Source organism: Streptomyces sp. KL109B (assembly GCF_030766935.1).
In the GTDB taxonomy this organism is placed as follows: Bacteria; Actinomycetota; Actinomycetes; order Streptomycetales; family Streptomycetaceae; genus Streptomyces.
On sequence record NZ_JASERL010000011.1, the window covers coordinates 175,929 to 194,593 of the forward strand.

Annotated in this window: 18 protein-coding genes; 7 read left to right on the plus strand and 11 right to left on the minus strand. The window is 71.6% G+C overall.

Annotated features, from left to right (window positions below; translation table 11 throughout):
• Nucleotides 1–195 precede the first annotated feature (195 nt).
• The 5 genes from RBJ65_RS31360 to RBJ65_RS31380 form a co-directional block, all read right to left on the minus strand.
• Entirely contained in the window at nt 196–2,181 is a 1,986-nt protein-coding gene (locus RBJ65_RS31360) for an ATP-binding protein (protein WP_306319995.1), read from the minus strand.
• Between the two features lie 61 nt (nt 2,182–2,242).
• A complete protein-coding gene (locus tag RBJ65_RS31365) occupies nt 2,243–3,388 on the minus strand; it encodes a type III polyketide synthase (RefSeq protein WP_306319996.1) in 1,146 nt (381 codons plus the stop codon).
• Between the two features lie 60 nt (nt 3,389–3,448).
• The gene (locus tag RBJ65_RS31370; protein WP_306319997.1) at nt 3,449–4,672 is read right to left on the minus strand and encodes a beta-ketoacyl synthase; all 1,224 of its coding nucleotides are present in this window, start codon (nt 4,670–4,672) and stop codon (nt 3,449–3,451) included.
• Entirely contained in the window at nt 4,662–4,919 is a 258-nt protein-coding gene (locus RBJ65_RS31375) for an acyl carrier protein (RefSeq protein ID WP_306319998.1), read from the minus strand. The genes RBJ65_RS31370 and RBJ65_RS31375 overlap by 11 nt, the downstream gene beginning before the upstream one ends.
• A complete protein-coding gene (locus tag RBJ65_RS31380) occupies nt 4,916–5,890 on the minus strand; it encodes an acyl-ACP desaturase (protein ID WP_306319999.1) in 975 nt (324 codons plus the stop codon). The genes RBJ65_RS31375 and RBJ65_RS31380 overlap by 4 nt, the downstream gene beginning before the upstream one ends.
• 208 nt (nt 5,891–6,098) lie before the next feature.
• Here RBJ65_RS31380 and RBJ65_RS31385 point away from each other — a divergent pair, with 208 nt between their 5' ends.
• Nucleotides 6,099–7,628: an MFS transporter gene (locus RBJ65_RS31385; protein ID WP_306320000.1), complete on the plus strand. Its 1,530-nt coding sequence runs from the start codon at nt 6,099–6,101 to the stop codon at nt 7,626–7,628.
• 34 nt (nt 7,629–7,662) lie between these two features.
• Nucleotides 7,663–8,199 carry an isoprenylcysteine carboxyl methyltransferase family protein gene (locus tag RBJ65_RS31390; RefSeq protein ID WP_306320001.1) on the plus strand — a complete coding sequence of 179 codons (537 nt, stop codon included), beginning with the start codon at nt 7,663–7,665 and terminating at the stop codon, nt 8,197–8,199.
• On the opposite strand, the gene RBJ65_RS31395 is transcribed toward RBJ65_RS31390, so the two are convergent.
• From RBJ65_RS31395 to RBJ65_RS31410, 4 genes are all read right to left on the minus strand, one after another.
• Entirely contained in the window at nt 8,086–9,387 is a 1,302-nt protein-coding gene (locus tag RBJ65_RS31395; protein WP_306320002.1) for a cation:proton antiporter, read from the minus strand. The two genes, RBJ65_RS31390 and RBJ65_RS31395, sit on opposite strands and share 114 nt — an antisense overlap.
• Before the next feature lie 145 nt (nt 9,388–9,532).
• Nucleotides 9,533–10,915: a tryptophan 7-halogenase gene (locus RBJ65_RS31400; RefSeq protein WP_306320003.1), complete on the minus strand. Its 1,383-nt coding sequence runs from the start codon at nt 10,913–10,915 to the stop codon at nt 9,533–9,535.
• A 108-nt stretch (nt 10,916–11,023) separates the two neighbouring features.
• Nucleotides 11,024–11,434 (minus strand): cupin domain-containing protein, encoded by a 411-nt coding sequence (locus tag RBJ65_RS31405; protein WP_306320004.1) that lies wholly within the window; start codon nt 11,432–11,434, stop codon nt 11,024–11,026.
• 70 nt (nt 11,435–11,504) lie between these two features.
• A complete protein-coding gene (locus tag RBJ65_RS31410) occupies nt 11,505–12,272 on the minus strand; it encodes an SDR family NAD(P)-dependent oxidoreductase (protein ID WP_306320005.1) in 768 nt (255 codons plus the stop codon).
• 194 nt (nt 12,273–12,466) lie between these two features.
• Here RBJ65_RS31410 and RBJ65_RS31415 point away from each other — a divergent pair, with 194 nt between their 5' ends.
• A complete protein-coding gene (locus RBJ65_RS31415; RefSeq protein WP_306320006.1) occupies nt 12,467–13,339 on the plus strand; it encodes a helix-turn-helix transcriptional regulator in 873 nt (290 codons plus the stop codon).
• On the opposite strand, the gene RBJ65_RS31420 is transcribed toward RBJ65_RS31415, so the two are convergent.
• Nucleotides 13,328–14,230, minus strand: coding sequence for a helix-turn-helix transcriptional regulator (locus tag RBJ65_RS31420; RefSeq protein ID WP_306320007.1), 903 nt, complete (start codon nt 14,228–14,230; stop codon nt 13,328–13,330). The genes RBJ65_RS31415 and RBJ65_RS31420 overlap by 12 nt on opposite strands.
• 219 nt (nt 14,231–14,449) lie before the next feature.
• Here RBJ65_RS31420 and RBJ65_RS31425 point away from each other — a divergent pair, with 219 nt between their 5' ends.
• Nucleotides 14,450–15,427 (plus strand): aldo/keto reductase, encoded by a 978-nt coding sequence (locus tag RBJ65_RS31425; RefSeq protein WP_306320008.1) that lies wholly within the window; start codon nt 14,450–14,452, stop codon nt 15,425–15,427.
• A gap of 50 nt (nt 15,428–15,477) precedes the next feature.
• Complete coding sequence (locus RBJ65_RS31430) at nt 15,478–16,506, plus strand: alcohol dehydrogenase catalytic domain-containing protein (RefSeq protein ID WP_306320009.1); 1,029 nt, start codon at nt 15,478–15,480, stop codon at nt 16,504–16,506.
• 69 nt (nt 16,507–16,575) lie between these two features.
• Here the strand turns inward: RBJ65_RS31430 and RBJ65_RS31435 are convergent, their stop codons facing one another.
• On the minus strand, nt 16,576–16,812 hold the full coding sequence (locus RBJ65_RS31435) for a hypothetical protein (protein ID WP_306320010.1): 237 nt from the start codon (nt 16,810–16,812) through the stop codon (nt 16,576–16,578).
• Nucleotides 16,813–16,908: 96 nt separating this feature from the next.
• On the opposite strand from RBJ65_RS31435, the gene RBJ65_RS31440 reads away from it, so the two are divergent.
• Both RBJ65_RS31440 and RBJ65_RS31445 read left to right on the plus strand, forming a co-directional pair.
• Nucleotides 16,909–17,325 (plus strand): integrase core domain-containing protein, encoded by a 417-nt coding sequence (locus RBJ65_RS31440; protein WP_306320011.1) that lies wholly within the window; start codon nt 16,909–16,911, stop codon nt 17,323–17,325.
• 171 nt (nt 17,326–17,496) lie between these two features.
• Nucleotides 17,497–18,663 (plus strand): acyl-CoA dehydrogenase family protein, encoded by a 1,167-nt coding sequence (locus tag RBJ65_RS31445; RefSeq protein ID WP_306320012.1) that lies wholly within the window; start codon nt 17,497–17,499, stop codon nt 18,661–18,663.
• The last annotated feature ends 2 nt before the right edge of the window (nt 18,664–18,665 follow it).

Sequence of the window (18,665 nt, forward strand, 5' to 3'; positions counted from 1 at the left end):
TCCGAACCCGCCGGATGGCCCGGCGCGACATACGCCCCGACTCGTGGAACCGCGCTCTACCCAGGCACTTCGACCCCACGCGGCAGCACACAAGCGGAACCTTCCGCTCGACAACTGCCCCGACTTTCCCCGCTCTTTACCCGCTCGCGTTCATGGCCGAAATGCAACTGCCATGCATCTGGCGCCTGTTCGGGTCTACGGGCGGACCCGCAGCGCCTTCACACCACGCTCCGTGGCGAGCAGAAGGATGCCGTCGGCGGAGATGTCGGCTCCCGTGACGGGCGTGGCGGAGAGCAGGTCCGTGACGCGCTTCTCGTCGCCCTGCCGCTCCCCGCGTTGCCACACGCGAACGTGGTCGGTGCCACGGCTGAGCCCGAGCGGCATCGCGGCGCGCTCATCGTCCGAGGGGCGCCGGATCCCGGCCGGGTCGGCGTCGACGACGGAGCCGGTGGCGAGGTCGTGCACCAGCACGGCGGGCGCCTCGGGATCGTCCGCCCTCAACGGCCGTGCGCCCACGGTGCCTTGAGGCACCACACTCACGGACACCGCGACCGGCCCCGACTCCGCGGCCTCGCCCCCGGCCGGGAGCAGCGTGCCGACGTTCACCGCCTCGACCCCGGCGACCGGCACACTCCACACCGTGTGCCAGACAAGCTCGGGCAGCGTCCGCCGCAACACCGCCGCGTACTCCGGCAGCCCGTCCTCGACGAACGCGGTCTCCAGGAGCGCGGCCCGCAGCACGGCGGGCGTCCGGGGGCGCGTGAGCAGCGGGGCCGTGCGCAGGTAGGTGCGCGCGGGTGCGGCCAACTGCTCGGCGGGCAGCGCCTCGACCGCGGCACGGAGCAGCACGGGGTCGGCCTGGGCGAACAGGTTGGGGTCGGTGAGGAGCCGGGGCAGCAGCCCGGCCTCCAGGGTGTGTCCTGCGATGCGGTCGCGCACGTACTCGCCCGCCCGGGCCCAGTCCTGATCGGGCACGGCCGCAAGCAACTCCCGGGCGATACGCGCCTGCGCCCCGGGAACGTCCGGCATGTCCGCCCGAACGGCCTCGCCGACGCCCGGGTGTTCCAGCGCCACGAGCGTCCGCTCGCCGTCGGGGACGTCTTCCTCGCCCCTCCCGACGGGGCGGCGGACGAACGGAGCGACCAACCGCAGGCCCCGCGCCACGTCCTCGCCCATGTCCCGCCCGGCGACGGCGGAGGCCAGCGGCGCAAGCAGCTCCACGGGCAGGCCGGCGTCCTCCGCGAGGGCAAGGGGCGCGAGTATCTGCCGCAGCGCTGCGGGGTCGGCGCCGACTCGCCGGGCGTGCAGATCGAGCAATTCGCCTACGCTGCCGGGGAGTTGACCCTCGTCCGCCGGGTCGAAGCCCTCCGGGTGCGTCAGGATGGACCGTACGGCGAGCCGCACGGTCAGCCGGCTGCCCGCGCCGTCTCCCGCGCGCCGGGCCATCGCCTCGGCGAGGGCGCGGCGCGCGTCGGGGTCGGTCGTGAACGGCAGCTCGGGCGCGCCGCATTGGGGGTCGAGCAGCGTCTCGGCCTGGAACACGAGCCCTTGGGGGTCGGCCCACTCGGGGGCGTCGAGGTCGATGATCCGGGCGGCGCCGGGCGCGAGGCCCTCGGCGAGTTCGGCGGCGAACTCGCGTGGCACGTCGACGACCAGGCGTACGGACTCGATGGCGGCGAGCGGCTTCAGGACGTCCCGCACCACGCGCGCGGGCTCCCCCGCCCCGCGTACCGGCCCTGCCCGGTCCACATCCGGTACGACGACGGTGACCGGTCCCCCGGCTGCGGGAAGCCGGCCGAGCTCGGGTATGACGTCGGCGGCGCGGGTCGCGGACAGTCCGTAGTGGTCGGCGAGGAGCCACAGGGTCTGCGCCGCCGTCCGGCCCACGACGCCCGGGACGGCGGGTGCGGGCAGGTCCGGGGGCACGGTCGCCGGATCGAGCGCGTCGAGGTCGATGTCCTTGCGGTACTCCGGGTCGCAGAGCATCAGGAACCCCGTGAGCAGCCGCGAACGCCCGGTGCCCTGGCTTCCGGTCAGGACGACGACCCGGGGCGCGCCCGGCCACTCCATCCGCCACGCGGCGAGCGCGCGGAGCACGGCGTTGCGCCCCCCGATGTACGGGTGGGGCTCATAGGTGGCCTTGGCCATCGTTCCCGCGTCCTGTCCGTCCGGCACGGTCACGTCGTGTTGACCGTATGGCGTTCATCCTAAGGAGTTGCCGCGCCGCACGTCGCCGGGCCCCTCACCACCGCGCCAGCGCCAGTTCGATCGCGAACCCCGGGCCCATGGCCGCGATGAGTCCGGGGGCGCCCGGGGGCGGCGGTCCCGAGGCGATGGCCGAGTGGAGCACGTGCAGGACGGACGCGGAGGAGAGGTTGCCCTTGTCGGACAGGGACTCGCGGGTCGGGTCGAGGGCCTGTGGGGACAGGTCCATGGCCTGCTCGAAGGCGGTCATGACCTTGGGGCCGCCGCCGTGCACGATCCAGGTGGCGATCTCCGGCGGCGTGATCGCGTGCCGGTCGAGCAGGGTGTGCGCGGCCTTGGGCAGGTACTCCGCCGTCAGTTCGGGCACCTCGGGAGCCAGCAGGATGCGCAGTCCGTGCGAGCCGATGTCCCAGCCGAGGACGTCCTCGGTGCCGGGCACCAAGTAGCTGAGGGAGTCGACGAGTTCGGGCCCGCTGCCGACCCGCCCGCGGTTCGCTCCCGTGGCCACCACGGCCGCCGCGCCGTCCCCGAAGAGGCTCCCGGCGACGATGTTCGCCATGGAGGTGTCCTCCATCTGGTAGGGCAGCGAGCACAGTTCGACCGACAGCAGCACCGCGGTGTGGTCCGGGTGGCCGAGCAGATACTCCCGCAGTCGCGCGAGCCCGGCCGCGCCGCCCGCGCATCCGTTGCCGAACAGCGGGATCCGCCGGACGTCGGGACGCATGCCCATCCGGTGCGCGAGCCGCGCCTCGATCGACGGTACGACCACGCCGGTGACCGTCGTACTGATCACGGCGTCGACGTCCTCGGGGCGGACGCCCGCACTGTCCAGGGCCTCCGTGAGCACCTGCTCGCCGATCTCCAGGGCGGACTCGAGCCAGGCCCGATTGGAGTCGGTGAAGTCGGTGAGTCCGCGCAATTCGTCGAGGGGGCGGGCGAAGTAGCGCGTGCTGACCCCCGCGTTCGTCTGGATCTGGCGGAGCATCGCCGCTCCGGTCACGGAACGCCCCAGCGTCGTTCCCGCCAGGTAGTTCATGATCTCTTCCTGCGCGAACTTGTGGGGCGGCACGGCGGTCGCGATCGACGTCACTCGCGGCCACCGGGCGACCGGCGCCCCGTCCTCGCGGCCAGCCGTCAGCGGACCCGCCGTCGGCGGACCCGCCGTCACTCCCTGTGTGGACACTCGCCCTTCGCCCCTTCCGGGTTCTGCATGTGTACGGTCCGATGATGGCGCCACGGCGGGCTACGCGGCAGTGAGCAGCAGGACCGCGTTCTGTCCGCCGAATCCGAAGGCACAGCTGACCGCCGCGCCCGTGGCCAGCGGACGGGGCTGCCCCGCCACGATGTCGATCTTGTGATCGCCGCCCTGTGCCTCGAAGTTGGCGATGGGCGGCACGGTGCCGTGGCGCAGCGCGAGCACCGAGTACGCGGCCTGGATCGCGCCCGACGCCCCGAGGGAGTGCCCGATGACCCCCTTGGCCGCGGTGACCGGGGGCACGGTGTCGCCGAAGACGCGTGTCAAGGCCTCCGCCTCGGCGGCGTCGCCGACCGTGGTGGAGGTCCCGTGCGCGTTCACGAGTCCGATGTCGCGGGGCCCGAATCCGGCGTCCTTGAGCGCGGCCTCGATGGCCCGCACCGCGCCGTCGCCCCGTGGGTGCGGCGCCACGGGGTGGTGGGCGTCGGATCCGGCGCCGTAGCCGCGCAGCAGGGCCAGGACGTCGGCGCGGCGGGCCCGCGCGTCGCGCTCCCGCTCCAGGACGAGGACCGCGGCGCCCTCGCCGAGGACGAAGCCGTCGCGGGCGGCGTCGAACGGCCTGCTGGCCAGGTGGGGTTGGTCGTGGCGGGGCGACAGCGCGCGCATCCGCGTGAAGCAGGTGGCCGTCATCCTGGAGCGGGCCGATTCGCTGCCGCCCGCGAGGACGACGTCGCACGTGCCCGAGCGCAGCAGGTCCCGGGCCACTCCGAGCGCGGTCGCGCCCGAGGCGCAGGCGCTCGCGGTGGTGAAGTTGGGGCCCTGCGCGCCCAGGTCGATGGCGACCTCGCCCGCGGCCATGCTCGGCACGCTGCGCGGCAGCGCGAGCGGCGAGACCCGCCGCGGCAGGTCCGCACCGAGGTGGCCGAACTCGGTGACGTACGTACTGAGGCAGTTGGAGCCGACGCCGAGGACGACGCCGACCCGTTCGCCGAGCCCGCCCTCGGTGGACAGGCGGGCGTCGGCGACGGCGCGGCGCGCGGCGACGAGCGCGAACTGGATGAACCGATCCACCCGCCGGGCCAGCGGCCTTCCGAGCTCCTCGGCCGGGTCGAAGCCGGTGACCTGGCAGGAGAAGTCGATGGGAAGCCCGGCGAGTTCGGGATCCGGGGCGGCCAGTGAGCGGCCCTCGCACAGGGCCGCCCAGTTGTCCTCGCGCGTGTGTCCGGCCGGGGTGACGAGCCCGAGCCCGGTGACGGCGACGTCAGCGAGCATCGGCGAAGGCGCGCGCGGCGTCGGAGAGGGTGGCGGACGGCGACAGGTCCATGGCCTCTTCGGAGGGCACGATGCCGAACCGCTCCTCCGCCGCCACGACCATCTCCATCAGGGCCAGCGAGTCCATGCCGAGGCTCTCGAAGGTGGCGTGCGGCGTGAGCTCGTGGGACTCCGCCTCGCTGCCCAACTGCTCGCTCAGCAGGGCCACGAAGGGTTCGGGCAGTGTGTTGTCGGCGGCTTGGGTCATGTCTGGTTTCCTCCTGCGAGACGTGGGGTGTTCGGGTAGGGGGTTCTGTCGGCCGACCGCATCCGTGCGAACAACTCCCGGGAGCGGGCGGCCCGTTCGGTGAGCTGCCGCACATGCGCGTCGAGCCGTAGCCGTGCCTGCTCCCCTGCGGCGGAGAGGCCGGCGAGTGACGACACCTTCAGCGCCCGCAGCAGCGGGGACACCACGTGCTCCAGGTGTACGTCGAGGTTGTAGATGCCGGAGGCCGCGATCCGCGCCGCGCGGGCCCGGAAGCCGGGGATCGCCGCGCCTGGCATCTCGAAGCGTTCCAGGATGTCGGCCAGGGCGCCGAGGGCCGCGTCGGGGTACCGGTCGAGCGCGTCGGCGAACAGCTCCCGGTAGAAGAGCATGTGCAGGTTCTCGTCTGCGGCGATCCGCGCCATCAGCTGCTCGCCCGCCGGATCCCCGCACGCGGCACCGGCGTTGCGGTGCGCCTGCCGGGTCGCCAGTTCCTGGACGGTGACGTACGCCAGTACGTGCAGGGTGCTCGGCGCGCCCGTGTGGTAGCCGGTGCCGACGTGCCGCATCCGCAGGTCCTCAAGCGCGACGGGGTCGACGACGCGGCGGGCGTGGACGTAGGAGCGCAGCACAGCGGCGTGCCGGTCCTCCTCGGCCGTCCAGCGGTGCACCCAGGTGCCCCAGGCGCCGTCGCGGCCGAACCGGGTGGCGATCTCGAAGTGGTAGCTGGGCAGGTTGTCCTCGGTCAGCAGGTTCACGACCAGCGCGTCCTGCACGGCCCGCGGCAGCGGGGTCTGCTCGGGCGACCAGGCGGTGCCGCCCAGCGGGCCGTCGTAGTCGTGGGCCGCGCTCCACGGCACGTACTGGTGCGGGAACCAGTCGTGCGCGGTGGCCAGATGCCGTTCGAGGAGCCGCTCCACCGTCGGCTCCAGCTCTCGCAGGACGCGCTGCGCCCCGGCATCGGCGTCGGTCATGCACCCGTTCCCTTCGTCGTCCCGGACGGGACCCGCATCTGAGGGTTCGTCAAAAGTCGTTCTGTCGCGGCCTGCAAACGCGGATTCGGCAAAACCGGAAACGATCTTTCACTCGTTCGCGTCCAGCGCGTCAACACACCCCGCACGACGTGCGGCTTTCGCGGGACGAAGCGTGATGTGGGCGGCGGATGCGGATAGTTATGGTCGGGTGATCGCCTCAGACCTCCCGCTCCCCCGGCCGTCGGCCGCGAAGACCGGTGGAGTGCTGTTCTCCATGTGTCTCGCGCTGATCCTGGTCACCGCCTCCATGTCCAGCCTGTATCTCGCCCTGCCCGACATGGCGCTCGCCCTGTCCGCGTCCACCACCTCGCTGACGTGGGTCGTCGACGGGTACGTGCTGGCGCTGGCCGGGCTCGTCCTTCCACTGGGCGCGCTCGGCGACCGGATCGGCCGGCGCAGGACGCTGCTCGCCGGCACGGTCGTCCTCGGCGTCGCGGCGCTGGCCGCCTCAGAGGCGTCGGGGACGACGGCGCTGATCGCCTGGCGGGCGGTGATGGGGCTCGGCGCGGCCATGATCATGCCGGGCACGCTGTCCACGGTGACGGCCGTACTGCCCCAGGAGCAGCGGGAGAAGGGCGTCGCCGTCTGGTCCGCGAGCGCCGCGGTCGGGGTGATCCTGGGGATGCTCGCCTCGGGCCTGCTGCTGCAGTGGTTCGACTGGCGGTCGATCTTCGTGTCCGGCGCCGTGGCCGCGGCGGGCGTCGCCCTGTCCGCCGCGCTTCTGGCGCCGGAGACGAAGGGCGGGCACCGGCACCGGTTCGACGTCGGTGGCGCGGCGTGCACCGCGCTCGCGCCCGCGGGCCTCGTGTACGCGCTCATCGAGGGCAACGACGTCGGCTGGGGGCAGCCACAAGTCCTGGTGGCACTGGCCGTCATGGTGGCGGCCGGTGTCGCGTACGTCGTCCTGGGGCTGCGCTCCGAGCAGCCGCTGCTCGACCCGCGGCTCTTTCGCAACCGGGGCTTCCGGGCCGGGGCCGTGACGATCGCGGTGCAGTTCATGGCCGTGTTCGGCTTCTTCTTCGTCGGCCTGCAATACCTCCAACTCGTCCTCGACTACAGCCCGTTGAGGTCCGCGGTCGCCCTGGTGCCGGTGGCGGTGGTCGTCGCGCTGGTCTCCGAGGTGACGCCGCGTCTGGTCGACCGGATCGGCATGCGCACCGTCACGGTCGGCGGGCTGCTGCTGCTCGGCGCCGGGCTCTTCGCGCTGTCCCTCATCGACGTCGACTCCGGGTACATGCCGTTCCTGGGCAGCCTCGTGCTGGCGGGCCTCGGGATCGGGCTCACCGGTGTCGTCGGCACCTCGGCGATCACCGGCTCGCTCCCCCGGGACCAGCAGGGCGTCGCCTCCGCGATGAACGACGTGACCCGCGAGGCGGGCGCCGCCATCGGCATCGCGCTGATGGGCTCGCTGTTCGGCCGCCACTACCGCTCCTCGCTGCCCGACCTCTCACGCCTTCCGGAGCCCGCCGCCGACGCCGTGCGGCACTCCCCCGTGGGCGGCCTGGAGGTCGCCGACCGGGTGGGCGGGATCCAGGGCCCGCTGCTCGCGTCGGCGGTCAAGGACGCGCTGGTGAACGGGATGTCGGTGGCGCTCGGCACGGTCACCGTCATCGTCGTCGTCGCGGGCTGCGCCCTCTTCCGTACGCCGCGGCGGCCGACGCACCCCGAGACCCACTGAGCCCCGCGAGCCACCTCAGGAAGGAACGTCCGCCGTGACCGATCCAGGTTCGATCCACGTGCCGGCGGGGCTGCTCGTCCTGCTCGCGGCCATCACCGCCGAGCGGCTCCTCGAACTCGTGGTGGCCAAGCGCAACGCGCGCTGGGCCGCCGCCCGCGGAGGCGTCGAGTACGGGCGCGGCCACTATCCGGTGATGGTGGTGCTGCACGTGGGCCTCATCGCCGGCACACTGGCCGAAGTCGCCCTCGTACCACGCGAGTTCACCCCCGCCGTGGGCTGGCCCGCGCTGACCGCGGTGGTCCTCGCGAACGTCGTGCGCGGGTGGTGCATGCACGCCCTCGGCCCGCAGTGGAACACCCGCGTCATCGTCGTGCCGGGCATGCCACTGGTCACCACGGGCCCCTACCGCTGGACGCGGCACCCGAACTATCTGATCGTGATCCTCGAGGGTTTCGCACTACCCCTCGTCTACAGCGCGTGGATCACCGCGACCCTGTTCACCGTGGCCGACGCCGCGCTGCTCTCCGTACGCATGCGAGTGGAGAACAGAGTGCTGCGGCCCGCCACTTGACGTTGCGCGGAGCTTCAGGAGCGGGCCGGTCATCGCGGTGGTGACGACGGCCATGACGACCATCGTGGAGTAGAAGCTCTGGTCGATCAGGTGCATGTCGAGCGCGACGGCCACGATGACGATCTCGGTGAGCCCGCGGGTGTTCATCAGTACGGCCAGCGGCACGGCCGCGGAGTGGTCGAGCCCGGACAGCCGGGCCCCGGCATACGCTCCGCCCGCCTTGGAGAGCACCGCCACGGCTATGACGGCGAGCAGGGTGAGCAGCGCCGCGCCGGTGAAACCCGACAGGTCGACCTTGCTGCCCGCCACCACGAAGTACAGCGGCAGCAGCACATGGCCCACCTGTTCCATCTGCCGCATGATCCCGGTGCGGACGGAGCCGAGCGTGTTCCGTGGCATGACCGCGCCGAAGGCGAAGGCGCCGAAGATGAAGTGGATGCCGAGCCATTCGGTGGCCGCGCAGGACAGCATCAGCCCGGCGACCAGCAGCGGCAGCAGGCGCTCCGCGGGCCGGTCGCGGTGCTGTGCTCGGCGCACGGCCGCGCCGAGTACGGGGCGTACGACGACGACCATGAGCAGCAGATAGACGGGAAGCGCCGCCGTGCGCCACTGCCCGGAGGTACCGGCGTACGCGACGACGCCCGCGAGGCCGATCCAGGCGACCAGATCGCCGAGGGCCGCGGCGCCCAGCGCGAGGCTGCCCACCGGGTGCCTGCTGAGGCCGCTGTCGGCGAGGATCCGGGCCAGTACCGGGAAGGCCGTCACGGACATCGCCACGCCGACGAAGAGGACGAAGGCGGTGTGGCTGCCGGGGGCGTAGGTGTCGGCCAGAGGGACAGCAAGGGCGGTGCCCGCGGCGAGCGGGAGGACGACGGATCCTGTGGCCACGCCGAGGGCTGCGCCGCGCCGCTCGCGCAGTAGGCCGCCGTCGAGTTCGTAACCCATGAGGAACATGAAGGTCGCGAGGCCCACGTTGGCGAGCGCGCCGAGCAGTGGCTTCACGTCGGCGGGCAGGACGGCCTCGGAGCCCGAGGCGGTGAGGACCATGGGGCTGGCGAGCAGCCCGGCGCAGATCTCGCCGACGACGGCGGGCTGGCCGGCGCGCCGGGCGAGCCGGCCCGCGAGGTGCGCGGCTCCGAGGGCGAGGGCGAGGGTCAGGAAGAAGTCGGCGACGGCACTTCCGGTCATGGAGCAGCTCCTGTGCTGGCAGGCTGGCGGAGCCCCTTCGGGCCGGGGAGCGGGGCCCTCCCCATCCGGCCTCCAGCCGAGATTGCCCCGCCGTGCCCGGTGCGTCACCGGCGCATGGGGGCACGGGCCCCGCCCTCGTGCCGGGCTACGGGGTGTCGACCGGTTCGAAGATCTCGGCGGTGCCGTACAGGCCGGAGATGAGGGTGACGAAGTCGGCCTTGCTGTTCAGCAGCCCATTGGGGTCGATGGCGCGCTGGGCCTCGTCCCAGTACTCCTCCTTGAGCCTGGTCCGGTCGTAGAAGACGCGCACGAACTCCAGGATCACGCCGAGGAATTCCTGGTAGTTCTTCTGATACCGCTGAAGCACCTCCTCCTCGCACTCGGGCTTGTCCAGGACGCGCCCGAGGCCGTCGGCGAGGCGCTCGGCGGCGCGCAGCGCGAGGGTCACGCCCGAGGACAGCAGCGGGTCGACGAACGCGGCGGCGTCCCCGACCAGCGCCCAGCCCGGCCCGTGGAAGCGCGTCGCCCGGTACGACCAGTCCTTGATGGTGCGCATCCCTGCGACCTGGACGGCGTCCCGGGTCAGCCGGCTCACCTCGCAGGACTCGGCGATCTTCGCGCGGACGAAGGCCTCCGCGTCCCGGGGTGCTTCCTTCTTGTACGCGTCGACGGGGGTCACGTAGCCGATGCTGACGGTGCCGTCGGACAGCGGGATGTACCAGAGCCAGCCGTCGGGCAGGTTCTCGATGAGGGTGTCGCCTGCCCGGTTGCCGGGGTAGCGCTCGCAGCCCTGCCAGTACGACCACACGGCGATGTTGCGCAGGTCGTCGTGCCATTCGATGAGGTCGAACCGGCGGGCCAGGAGGTGCTGTTGACCGGAGGCGTCGACGAGCATCCGGCTGCGGGCGGTCCTCGGCGTCGCCGCGCCCTTCGGCTGGTAGGTCACGCCGGTGACGCGGTCGCCGTCCTGGAGGATGTCCTTGACGGTGGCTTCCTCGACGACGACGGCGCCGAGTTCGCGGGCGCGGGCGAGGAGCAGCGCGTCGAAGTCGGCGCGGCGCACCTGGTGCACGTTCTCGTACGGTGAGCCCTCGTTGAACCGGAAGTCCCACGGCTCGATGCCGGCGCCCCACACGAACGTGGCCCCGTACTTGCGCAAGTAGCCGATCTCGTCCAGCCGTTCGCGTACACCCATGCGCTCCAGTGCGGGCACCAGACCGGGGTTGAGGGACTCGCCGATGTGATAGCGCGGGAACTTGTCCCGTTCGAGCACCAGGACGCGGCGCCCTTCCTTGGCCAGAAGCCCGGCGGTCACCGCCCCGGCCGGTCCGCCGCCCACCACGATGACGTCGTACTGCTCGTCGATACTGATGTCGTCACTCCTGTTGATCCGGGGGAGGTGAAGTACGACCTGCCGCCGCGGTCGGCTACGGACCGTCCGGGCACACGTCGTCCCGCCTTCGGCCTGCTGCCGAACGCCACCGGACGCTATCGGCCCGAGGCCGCGCGAATCCTCCGCGTTAGCCACTCCGAAGTGCGGAAACACTCGATGGGATGGCCGGCCGTTCCCTTGTCGCCGGATGATCGTTTCCGGTGTCCGCGATCTCCACGGCGACGGCGCCGGGCGGGCGTGGTTTCAGTTCGTGATGTCGACGGCGTGGGTGTACTGATCGTCGGTCACGGGCTCCAGCCACGTGGTTCCGTCGCCATTGGCGTCGCCGACGACCATGGCGATGTGCGCCATGAGGGAGGTGTCGGTGGCACCGTGCCAATGCTCCTCGCCGGGTGGGCACTTGATGGTCTGGCCGGCGCTGACACGTACGACGCTGCCGTCGCGGGTGCCGACGAGGCCGGTTCCGTCGGTGACGTAGAGGGTCTGGCCGTTGGCGTGGGAGTGCCAGTTGGTTCGGGCGCCGGGGGTGAAGCGGACCAGGGCGGCGGCCAGGCGGGCGGGTTCGGCCGGAGTTTCGATCATGTTGAGGTAGACGTCGCCGGTGAAGCGTTCGGCGGGGGCTTGGTGGGTGGGGGTCCGAGTGATGTGTTCCATGACGGCTTTCCGTGCGCTTTCTGTGTGGGTGGGGTTGGTGGGTGGGGTGGGGTGTCGTGGTCGGCCCGTGTCACTGGGCGGTGTAGCCGCCGTCGACCGGGAGAGCGACGCCGGTGACGTACCTGGCACCGTCACTGCACAGCCACAGAACGGCCTGGGCGATCTCGTCCGCGGTGCCGAGCCGGTCGATGGCCTGGCCGGACGCGGCCCGGCCGCGATCGAGTTCGCCTCCTTCGACCATGGCGTCGACCATCGGGGTGGCGATGGTGCCGGGGCAGACGGCGTTGATGCGTACGCCGCGGGAGCCGTACTCAAGGGCCGCGCTCTTCGTCAGGCCTACCACGCCGTGCTTGGCGGCGTGGTAGGCGGCGCGGCCGGGGTTGCCCACGAGGCCGCCGAGGGACGAGCAGTTGACGATCGCGCCACTGCCCTGGGCGCGCATGTGGCGCAGTTCGTGCTTCACGCTCGCCCAGATACCGCGCAGGTTGACGGCCTGGACGCGGTCGAACTGGTCGGCGCTCTCGTCGGCGGCGTCGGTGGGCGGGACCATGATGCCGGCGTTGTTGTACGCCATGTCGAGCCGCCCGAACGTTTCCACGGTGCGGTCGACGGCGGCGGCGACCTGGTCCTCGTCCGAGACGTCGCAGACCAGCGCGAGCGCCCGGTGGCCGTCGTCGACGAGCTGTTCGGCGGCGGCCTTCGCGGCATTCCCGTCGATGTCGGCGAGTGCGACGGCGGCCCCCGCGGTGGCGAAGGCCCGGGCGGTGGCCAGGCCCATGCCGGAGCCGGCGCCAGTGATGAGGGCGACCTGGCCGACGAAGTCGTAGGTGGGGTTCATGGTGTGTGCTCCCAACGAGGTGCAACGAGGTGCAACGAGGTGTACGGATGTGCGTGTCGGCGTGTGGTGGACGCGGCGCCGGTGTTGTGCCACCTCACCCAGGCAAGCGCCGTCCCGCGCGGAGAGCGAGTCACCGACGAGGGGTGTACCGGCAGTACATCGCTCCGGATCCCACCTGGCCGTACGGTCGAGACATGGACAACCGTGACGAGGTCCGCGAGTTCCTGACCTCGCGGCGCGCCAAGATCAGCCCCGAACGGGCCGGGCTGCCCACCGGCTCCCGTCGCCGGGTACCGGGCCTGCGCCGCAGCGAGGTCGCCGCCCTGGCCGACATGAGCGTGGAGTACTACGCGAAGCTGGAGCGCGGCCACCTCGCCGGGGTCTCCCCGGCCGTCCTCGAAGCGGTCGCCCGTGTCCTCCAGCTCGACGACGCCGAGCGCGCCCACCTGCTGAACCTGGCGCAGGCCGCCGACGGGAGCGACGCCCTGACCCGGCCACGGCGCCGCCGCGCCAAGGACGGCTGGACCGCACACCGCAGCCTGCAGTGGACGCTGGACACCATCACCGCGGGACCGGCGTTCGTCCGCAACGGCCGCATGGACGTCCTCGCCACGAACCAACTGGCCCGCGCCTTCTACCGCGACCTCTACGCCACCCCCGCCAACCAGGCGAACCTCGCCCGTTTCAACTTCCTGGACCCGGCCTCCCGGCGCTTCTACCCGGACTGGGACCGGTTCGCGGACGTGGCCGTCGCCATCCTGCGCACCGAGGCGGGCCGCAACCCGTACGACAAGGGTCTGCACGACCTCGTCGGTGAACTGTCCACCCGCAGCGAGGAGTTCCGCACCCGCTGGGGCGCCCACGACGTCCGCCACCACGGCACCGGCACCAAGCGCTTCCACCACGAGACCGTCGGCGACCTCACCCTCGCCTTCGAGGGACTCGAACTGGCCGCCGAGCCCGGCCTGACCCTGACCATCTACGCCGCCGAGCCCGGCTCCGCATCGGAGGAGGGCCTGCGCCTGCTCGCCTCATGGGCCGCCACCCACGATCCTTCAGCTGCCTGAGGAGTGCTGCGGGCCGGTGGTCCTGGGGGTGGGGCGTGGTGCGGTCATGTCGAGGAGAAGCAGGGCGTCGTGGTCGGGGGTGCCGGGTTCGGCGGTGTAGACGCCGAGGCGCTGGCCGGGTGTGCCTTCGACGTGCAGCGACTGCGAGGTGAGGGTGATCGTTCCGACGTGCGGGTGGTGGAACGTCTTGTGGGCGGGCTTACGGCCGGTCACCTCGTAGCGCTCCCACAGGCCCGCGAAGTCGGGGCTTTTGAGGAGGAGTTCGCCGACGAGGTTGGTGAGGTCGGGGGCGTCGGGCGCGGTCCCGGCGATGGCGCGCAGGCGGGCGACGCACGCGGTGATCTGGCGGTCCCAGTCGGGGAACAGATCGCGGGCGGCCGGGTGGAGGAAGAGATAGCGGGCGAGGTTGCGGTGCTTGGCCGACCAGTCGTCGAGGCCCGCGTACAGGGCGAGGCCGCCGGGGTTCGAGGCGAGCATGTCCATGCTGCGGCTGATGACGTAGGCCGGGTTCGGGCGCAGTGACTCGAGCAGCAGCTTCAGATGGGGGCGCACGGTCCGGCTGGGGGCGGGCGGTGGCTCGCCGACGTAGCGGGCGGCGCGGGCGGCGAGCTCGCGCAGGTGCTGGTGCTCCTGGTCGTCCATGCGCAGGGCGCGGGCGAGGGAGTCGAGCACGGCGGGGCTGGGGCGGGTCTCTTTGCCGCGTTCCAGACGCACGTAGTAGTCGATGCTGATGCCTGCGAGGGTGGCCAATTCCTCGCGGCGCAGCCCTGGGGTGCGGCGTACGCCGGCGCCGATGGTGAGGCCGACGTGCTCGGGGCTGGTCTGGGTCCGGCGGGCACGCAGGTAGCGGCCCAGCTCGGCGCCCTCGCTGTGCGCGCTCTCGGATGCCATGACCCCAGTCTCACCCGGTCGGTGCCCGCGGCGCGGGCGGGAGGGGGGCCCTGTCAGTACCCCCGAAGAGCCCGCCCTGCCACACCGCCGCGATCCGGGCGAAGGTGGTTGGGCAAGACGCCGACATCGTGATCGGTTCTCCGGAGCGGCACAGGCACGATCCGCTGATCCGGACGACGACACGGATGCCGGGCGACACCACGATGCGAAGAAGGCGAGATGCGGTACATCAAACTGCGTGACCTGGAGGTTTCCCGGATCGGGCTGGGCGCCATGGGCATGTCCCACGGCTACACCGGCTCCGGCACCGACGACGCGGAGTCGATCAGGACGGTGCACCGGGCGCTGGAACTGGGCGTCACGCTCATCGACACCGCCGAGATCTACGGCCCGTACACCAACGAGGAGCTGCTCGGGCGCGCGCTGAAGGGCCGTCGGGACCAGGTGGTGCTGGCCACGAAGTTCGGCCTGGTCTCCCACGGCGGCGAGGGTGCGTGGAACCTGGACTCCGGCCCCGCCAACATCCGCACCGCCGTCGAGGGCTCCCTGAAGCGGCTGGGCACCGACCACATCGACCTGTACTACCAGCACCGGGTCGACCCGCACACGCCGGTCGAGGAGACCGCCGGCGCCGTGCGGGAGCTGATCTCCGAAGGCAAGGTGCGAGCCTTCGGGCTCTCGGAGGCCGGCCCGGACACGATCCGCCGCGCCCACGCCGTGCAGCCGGTCACCGCCGTCCAGTCCGAGTACTCCCTGTTCACCCGCGGTATCGAGGACCGTGTCCTGCCGGTGCTGCGGGAGCTGAACATCGGCTTGGTGCCGTTCTCCCCGCTCGGCCGGGGCGTACTGACCGGCACCGTCCGCTCCACCGACCAGTTCGACGAGAACGACTTCCGCCGCGGCAACCCGCGCTTCACCGGCGAGAACTTCCGCCGCAACCTCGCCCTGGCCGACGAGGTCAAGGCGCTGGCCGACGAGGCCGGAGCCACACCCGGGCAGGTGGCGCTGGCCTGGCTGCTGGCCCAGGGTGACGACATCGCCCCGATCCCCGGCACCAAGCGCGTGGCCCGGGTCGAGGAGAACACCGCCGCCGACGCCGTCACGCTGACCGCCGGGCAGTTGGAAAGGCTCTCCGGTCTGCCGCCCGCTGCGGGCGCCACCCACACCGAGGCCCAGGCCCGCATGCTGGAGCGCTGACGCCGCCCCGCCACGATCTCAGCCCACCCCCCGTTTGGAGCAACCCCCTCATGCGTGCAGCAGTGATGTACGGAGCCGGAGACGTCCGCGTCGAGGACCGGCCCGACCCGAAGATCGTCCAGCCGGCCGACGCGGTGGTCCGCGTGGTCGCCTCCTGCGTGTGCGGCAGCGACCTGTGGCCCTACGCGTCCATGCCCGCCACCGGCACCGGCCGACCCATGGGTCACGAGTTCCTCGGCGTCGTCGAGGAGACCGGCGCGGACGTGACCGGCCTCAAGGCGGGAGACCTCGTTGTCGCGCCGTTCACGTACAGCGACAACACCTGCGACTACTGCGCCAAGGGCCTGCACATCTCGTGCCGCGACGGCGGCCGGTACGGATTCGACGGAGTCGACGGCGGCCAGGGCGAAGCCGTCCGTGTCCCGCACGCGGACGGCACCCTCGTGAAGCTGCCCGTGGCCGCCGACTCCGCGCTGCTGCCCTCCCTGCTGGCACTGTCCGATGTGATGACCACCGGCCACCACGGCGCCGTCACCGCTGGCGTCACCCGCGGCGACACCGTGCTGGTCGTGGGGGACGGCGCGGTCGGCCTGTGCGCGGTCCTCGCCGCGCACAGGCTCGGCGCCGAACGGATCGTCCTCGCCGGCCGCCACACACCCCGCACCGACCTGGGCCGCCGCTTCGGCGCCACCGATGTCGTCGCCGCCCGCGGAGAGGAGGGCATCGCCCGGATCCGCGAGCTGGCCGGCGGCGTGGACAAGGTGATCGAGGCCGTCGGCACCCGCCCGGCCCTCGACACCGCACTCGGCGCGGTCCGTGACGGCGGCATCATCAGCCGCCTCGGCGTGCCGCAGTACGAGGAGGGCCCGATCGGCCCCGGTCTGTTCATGCGCAACATCACCCTGACCGGCGGCGCCAGCCCCGCCCGCGCGTACATCGAGCAGCTGCTGCCCGACGTCCTGGACGGCACCATCGCCCCCGGCCGCGTCTTCGATCAGACCTTCACCCTCGACCAGACTCCGGACGCCTACCGGGCCATGGCGGACCGTCAGGTCCTCAAGGCCCTCATCCGCCCCTGAACGGCCGGTTATGGGCTGGGAGCGGGGAGCGTGGGAGCAACAGAAAAAGGGCCGTTCGAAAACGGCCCTTCACCCGCGACGTTCGATCGTTCGAACTTGTCGGGACGACAGGATTTGAACCTGCGCCCCCTTGACCCCCAGCGCATCCACGGCGAACTCGCCCTCCTCGGCATCCGGATCGCACCATCCACCGTCCGGGAGATCCTCAAGGCCGACGGCATCGACCCAGCCCCACAGCGAACCACCAATCACCTGGGCCAACTTCCTGCGCTCCCAAGCTGAGGCGATCCTCGCGATGGACTTCATCGAGACCGTCACTCTCACCGGCCAGCGTCAGTACGTCCTCGTCGCCATCCACCACGCCGGCAGAAGGATCCGCGTCCTGGGCAACGAAACCTGGTCATGGACCTGGAAGACGCCGGACAAGCCCCTGCGATCAAGTACCTCATCCGCGACCGAGACGCCAAGTACCCACCAGCGATCGACGACATCGTCGAGCAGGCTGGCATCACCACCACCCTCACCGGCATCCGGATCCCCCGCATGAACTCGATCACGGAACGCTGGGTACGGACCCTGCGACGCGAGCTCCTCGACCGCACCCTGATCTGGAACGAACACCACCTGCGCCACGCACTGCACGCACTGAAGGAATACGAGCAGCACGACAACAAGCACCGCACGCACCGAACACTCCAAGCAGCCGCCCCACTCCACGCCTCGCCCGAACCCCTCGATCCGGAACAAATCGACCGCCTAAGCATTCGCCGACACGACCGCCTCAGCGGCGTGATCCACGCATACCGGCATGTCTGCTGACGTGCACGGACGTGTTTGTCGGCACGCACAACGCCCACGTACTCAACGCGGAGCGCACTCCAGCGTCGGGCATGTCTCCGCTCCGCCCCCTGTACCAGCGGACGCAGTCTTCAGTACCGTCTTTCGGTCTGACCTTTGTCAGCTATGACGCCGTCACGGAGGTGTGCGCACGTGGACTTCCAGCTCAGTGAGGACCAGGAAACGATCCGCAAGGCCGTCGCAGGACTGCTCCGCGAGTTCGACGACGCCTACTGGAGCTCCAAGGACCAACAGCACGAATTCCCCGAGGAGTTCTACGCCGCCGTGGCGCGCGGTGGCTGGCTCGGCCTGACGATCCCGGAGGAGTACGGCGGCCATGGCCTCGGGATCACCGAGGCCACGCTGCTGCTCGAGGAGGTGGCGCGCTCGGGCGGCGGAATGAACGCGGCGAGCGCGATCCACCTGAGCATCTTCGGCATGCATCCCGTGGTCGTGCACGGCTCGGAGGAGCTCAAGCGGCGCACTCTCCCCCGCGTCGCCACCGGCGATCTGCACGTCTGCTTCGGCGTCACCGAGCCGGAAGCCGGGCTCGACACCACGCGGATCACCACGTTCGCGCGACGCGAGGGCGACCACTACGTCGTGGACGGCCGCAAGGTGTGGATCTCCAAGGCCATGGAGTCGGAGAAGATCCTGCTCCTGACCCGCACCACGCGCGCGGACGACGTGGACAAGAAGACGGACGGCATGACGCTGTTCCTGACCGATCTCGACCGCGCGCACGTCGACATCCGCCCCATCGCGAAGATGGGCCGCAACGCCGTGACCTCCAACGAGCTGTTCATCGACGGGCTGCGGGTGCCGGTCGCCGACCGGGTCGGCGAGGAGGGGCAGGGATTCCGCTACATCCTCGACGGGCTCAATCCGGAGCGGATGCTGATCGCCGCCGAGGCGCTGGGGATCGGGCGGGTGGCGCTGGAGCGCGCGGTCAAATACGCCAACGAGCGGGAGGTGTTCGGGCGGCCCATCGGGATGAACCAGGGCCTGCAGTTCCCGCTCGCCGACTCCCTCGCCCGGCTCGACGCCGCGGAGCTGATGCTGCGCAAGGCGACCTGGCTGTACGACAACGGGCGCCCGTGCGGCCGCGAGGCGAACACCGCCAAGTACCTGTGCGCGGAGGCCGGTTTCGACGCGGCGGACCGGGCGCTGCAGACGCATGGAGGGATGGGATACGCCGAGGAATACGCGGTCGCGCGGTTTTTCCGGGAGGCGCGGCTGATGAAGATCGCGCCGATCAGCCAGGAGATGATCCTCAACTATCTGGGTTCGCACACGCTGGGCCTGCCGAGGAGCTACTGAAC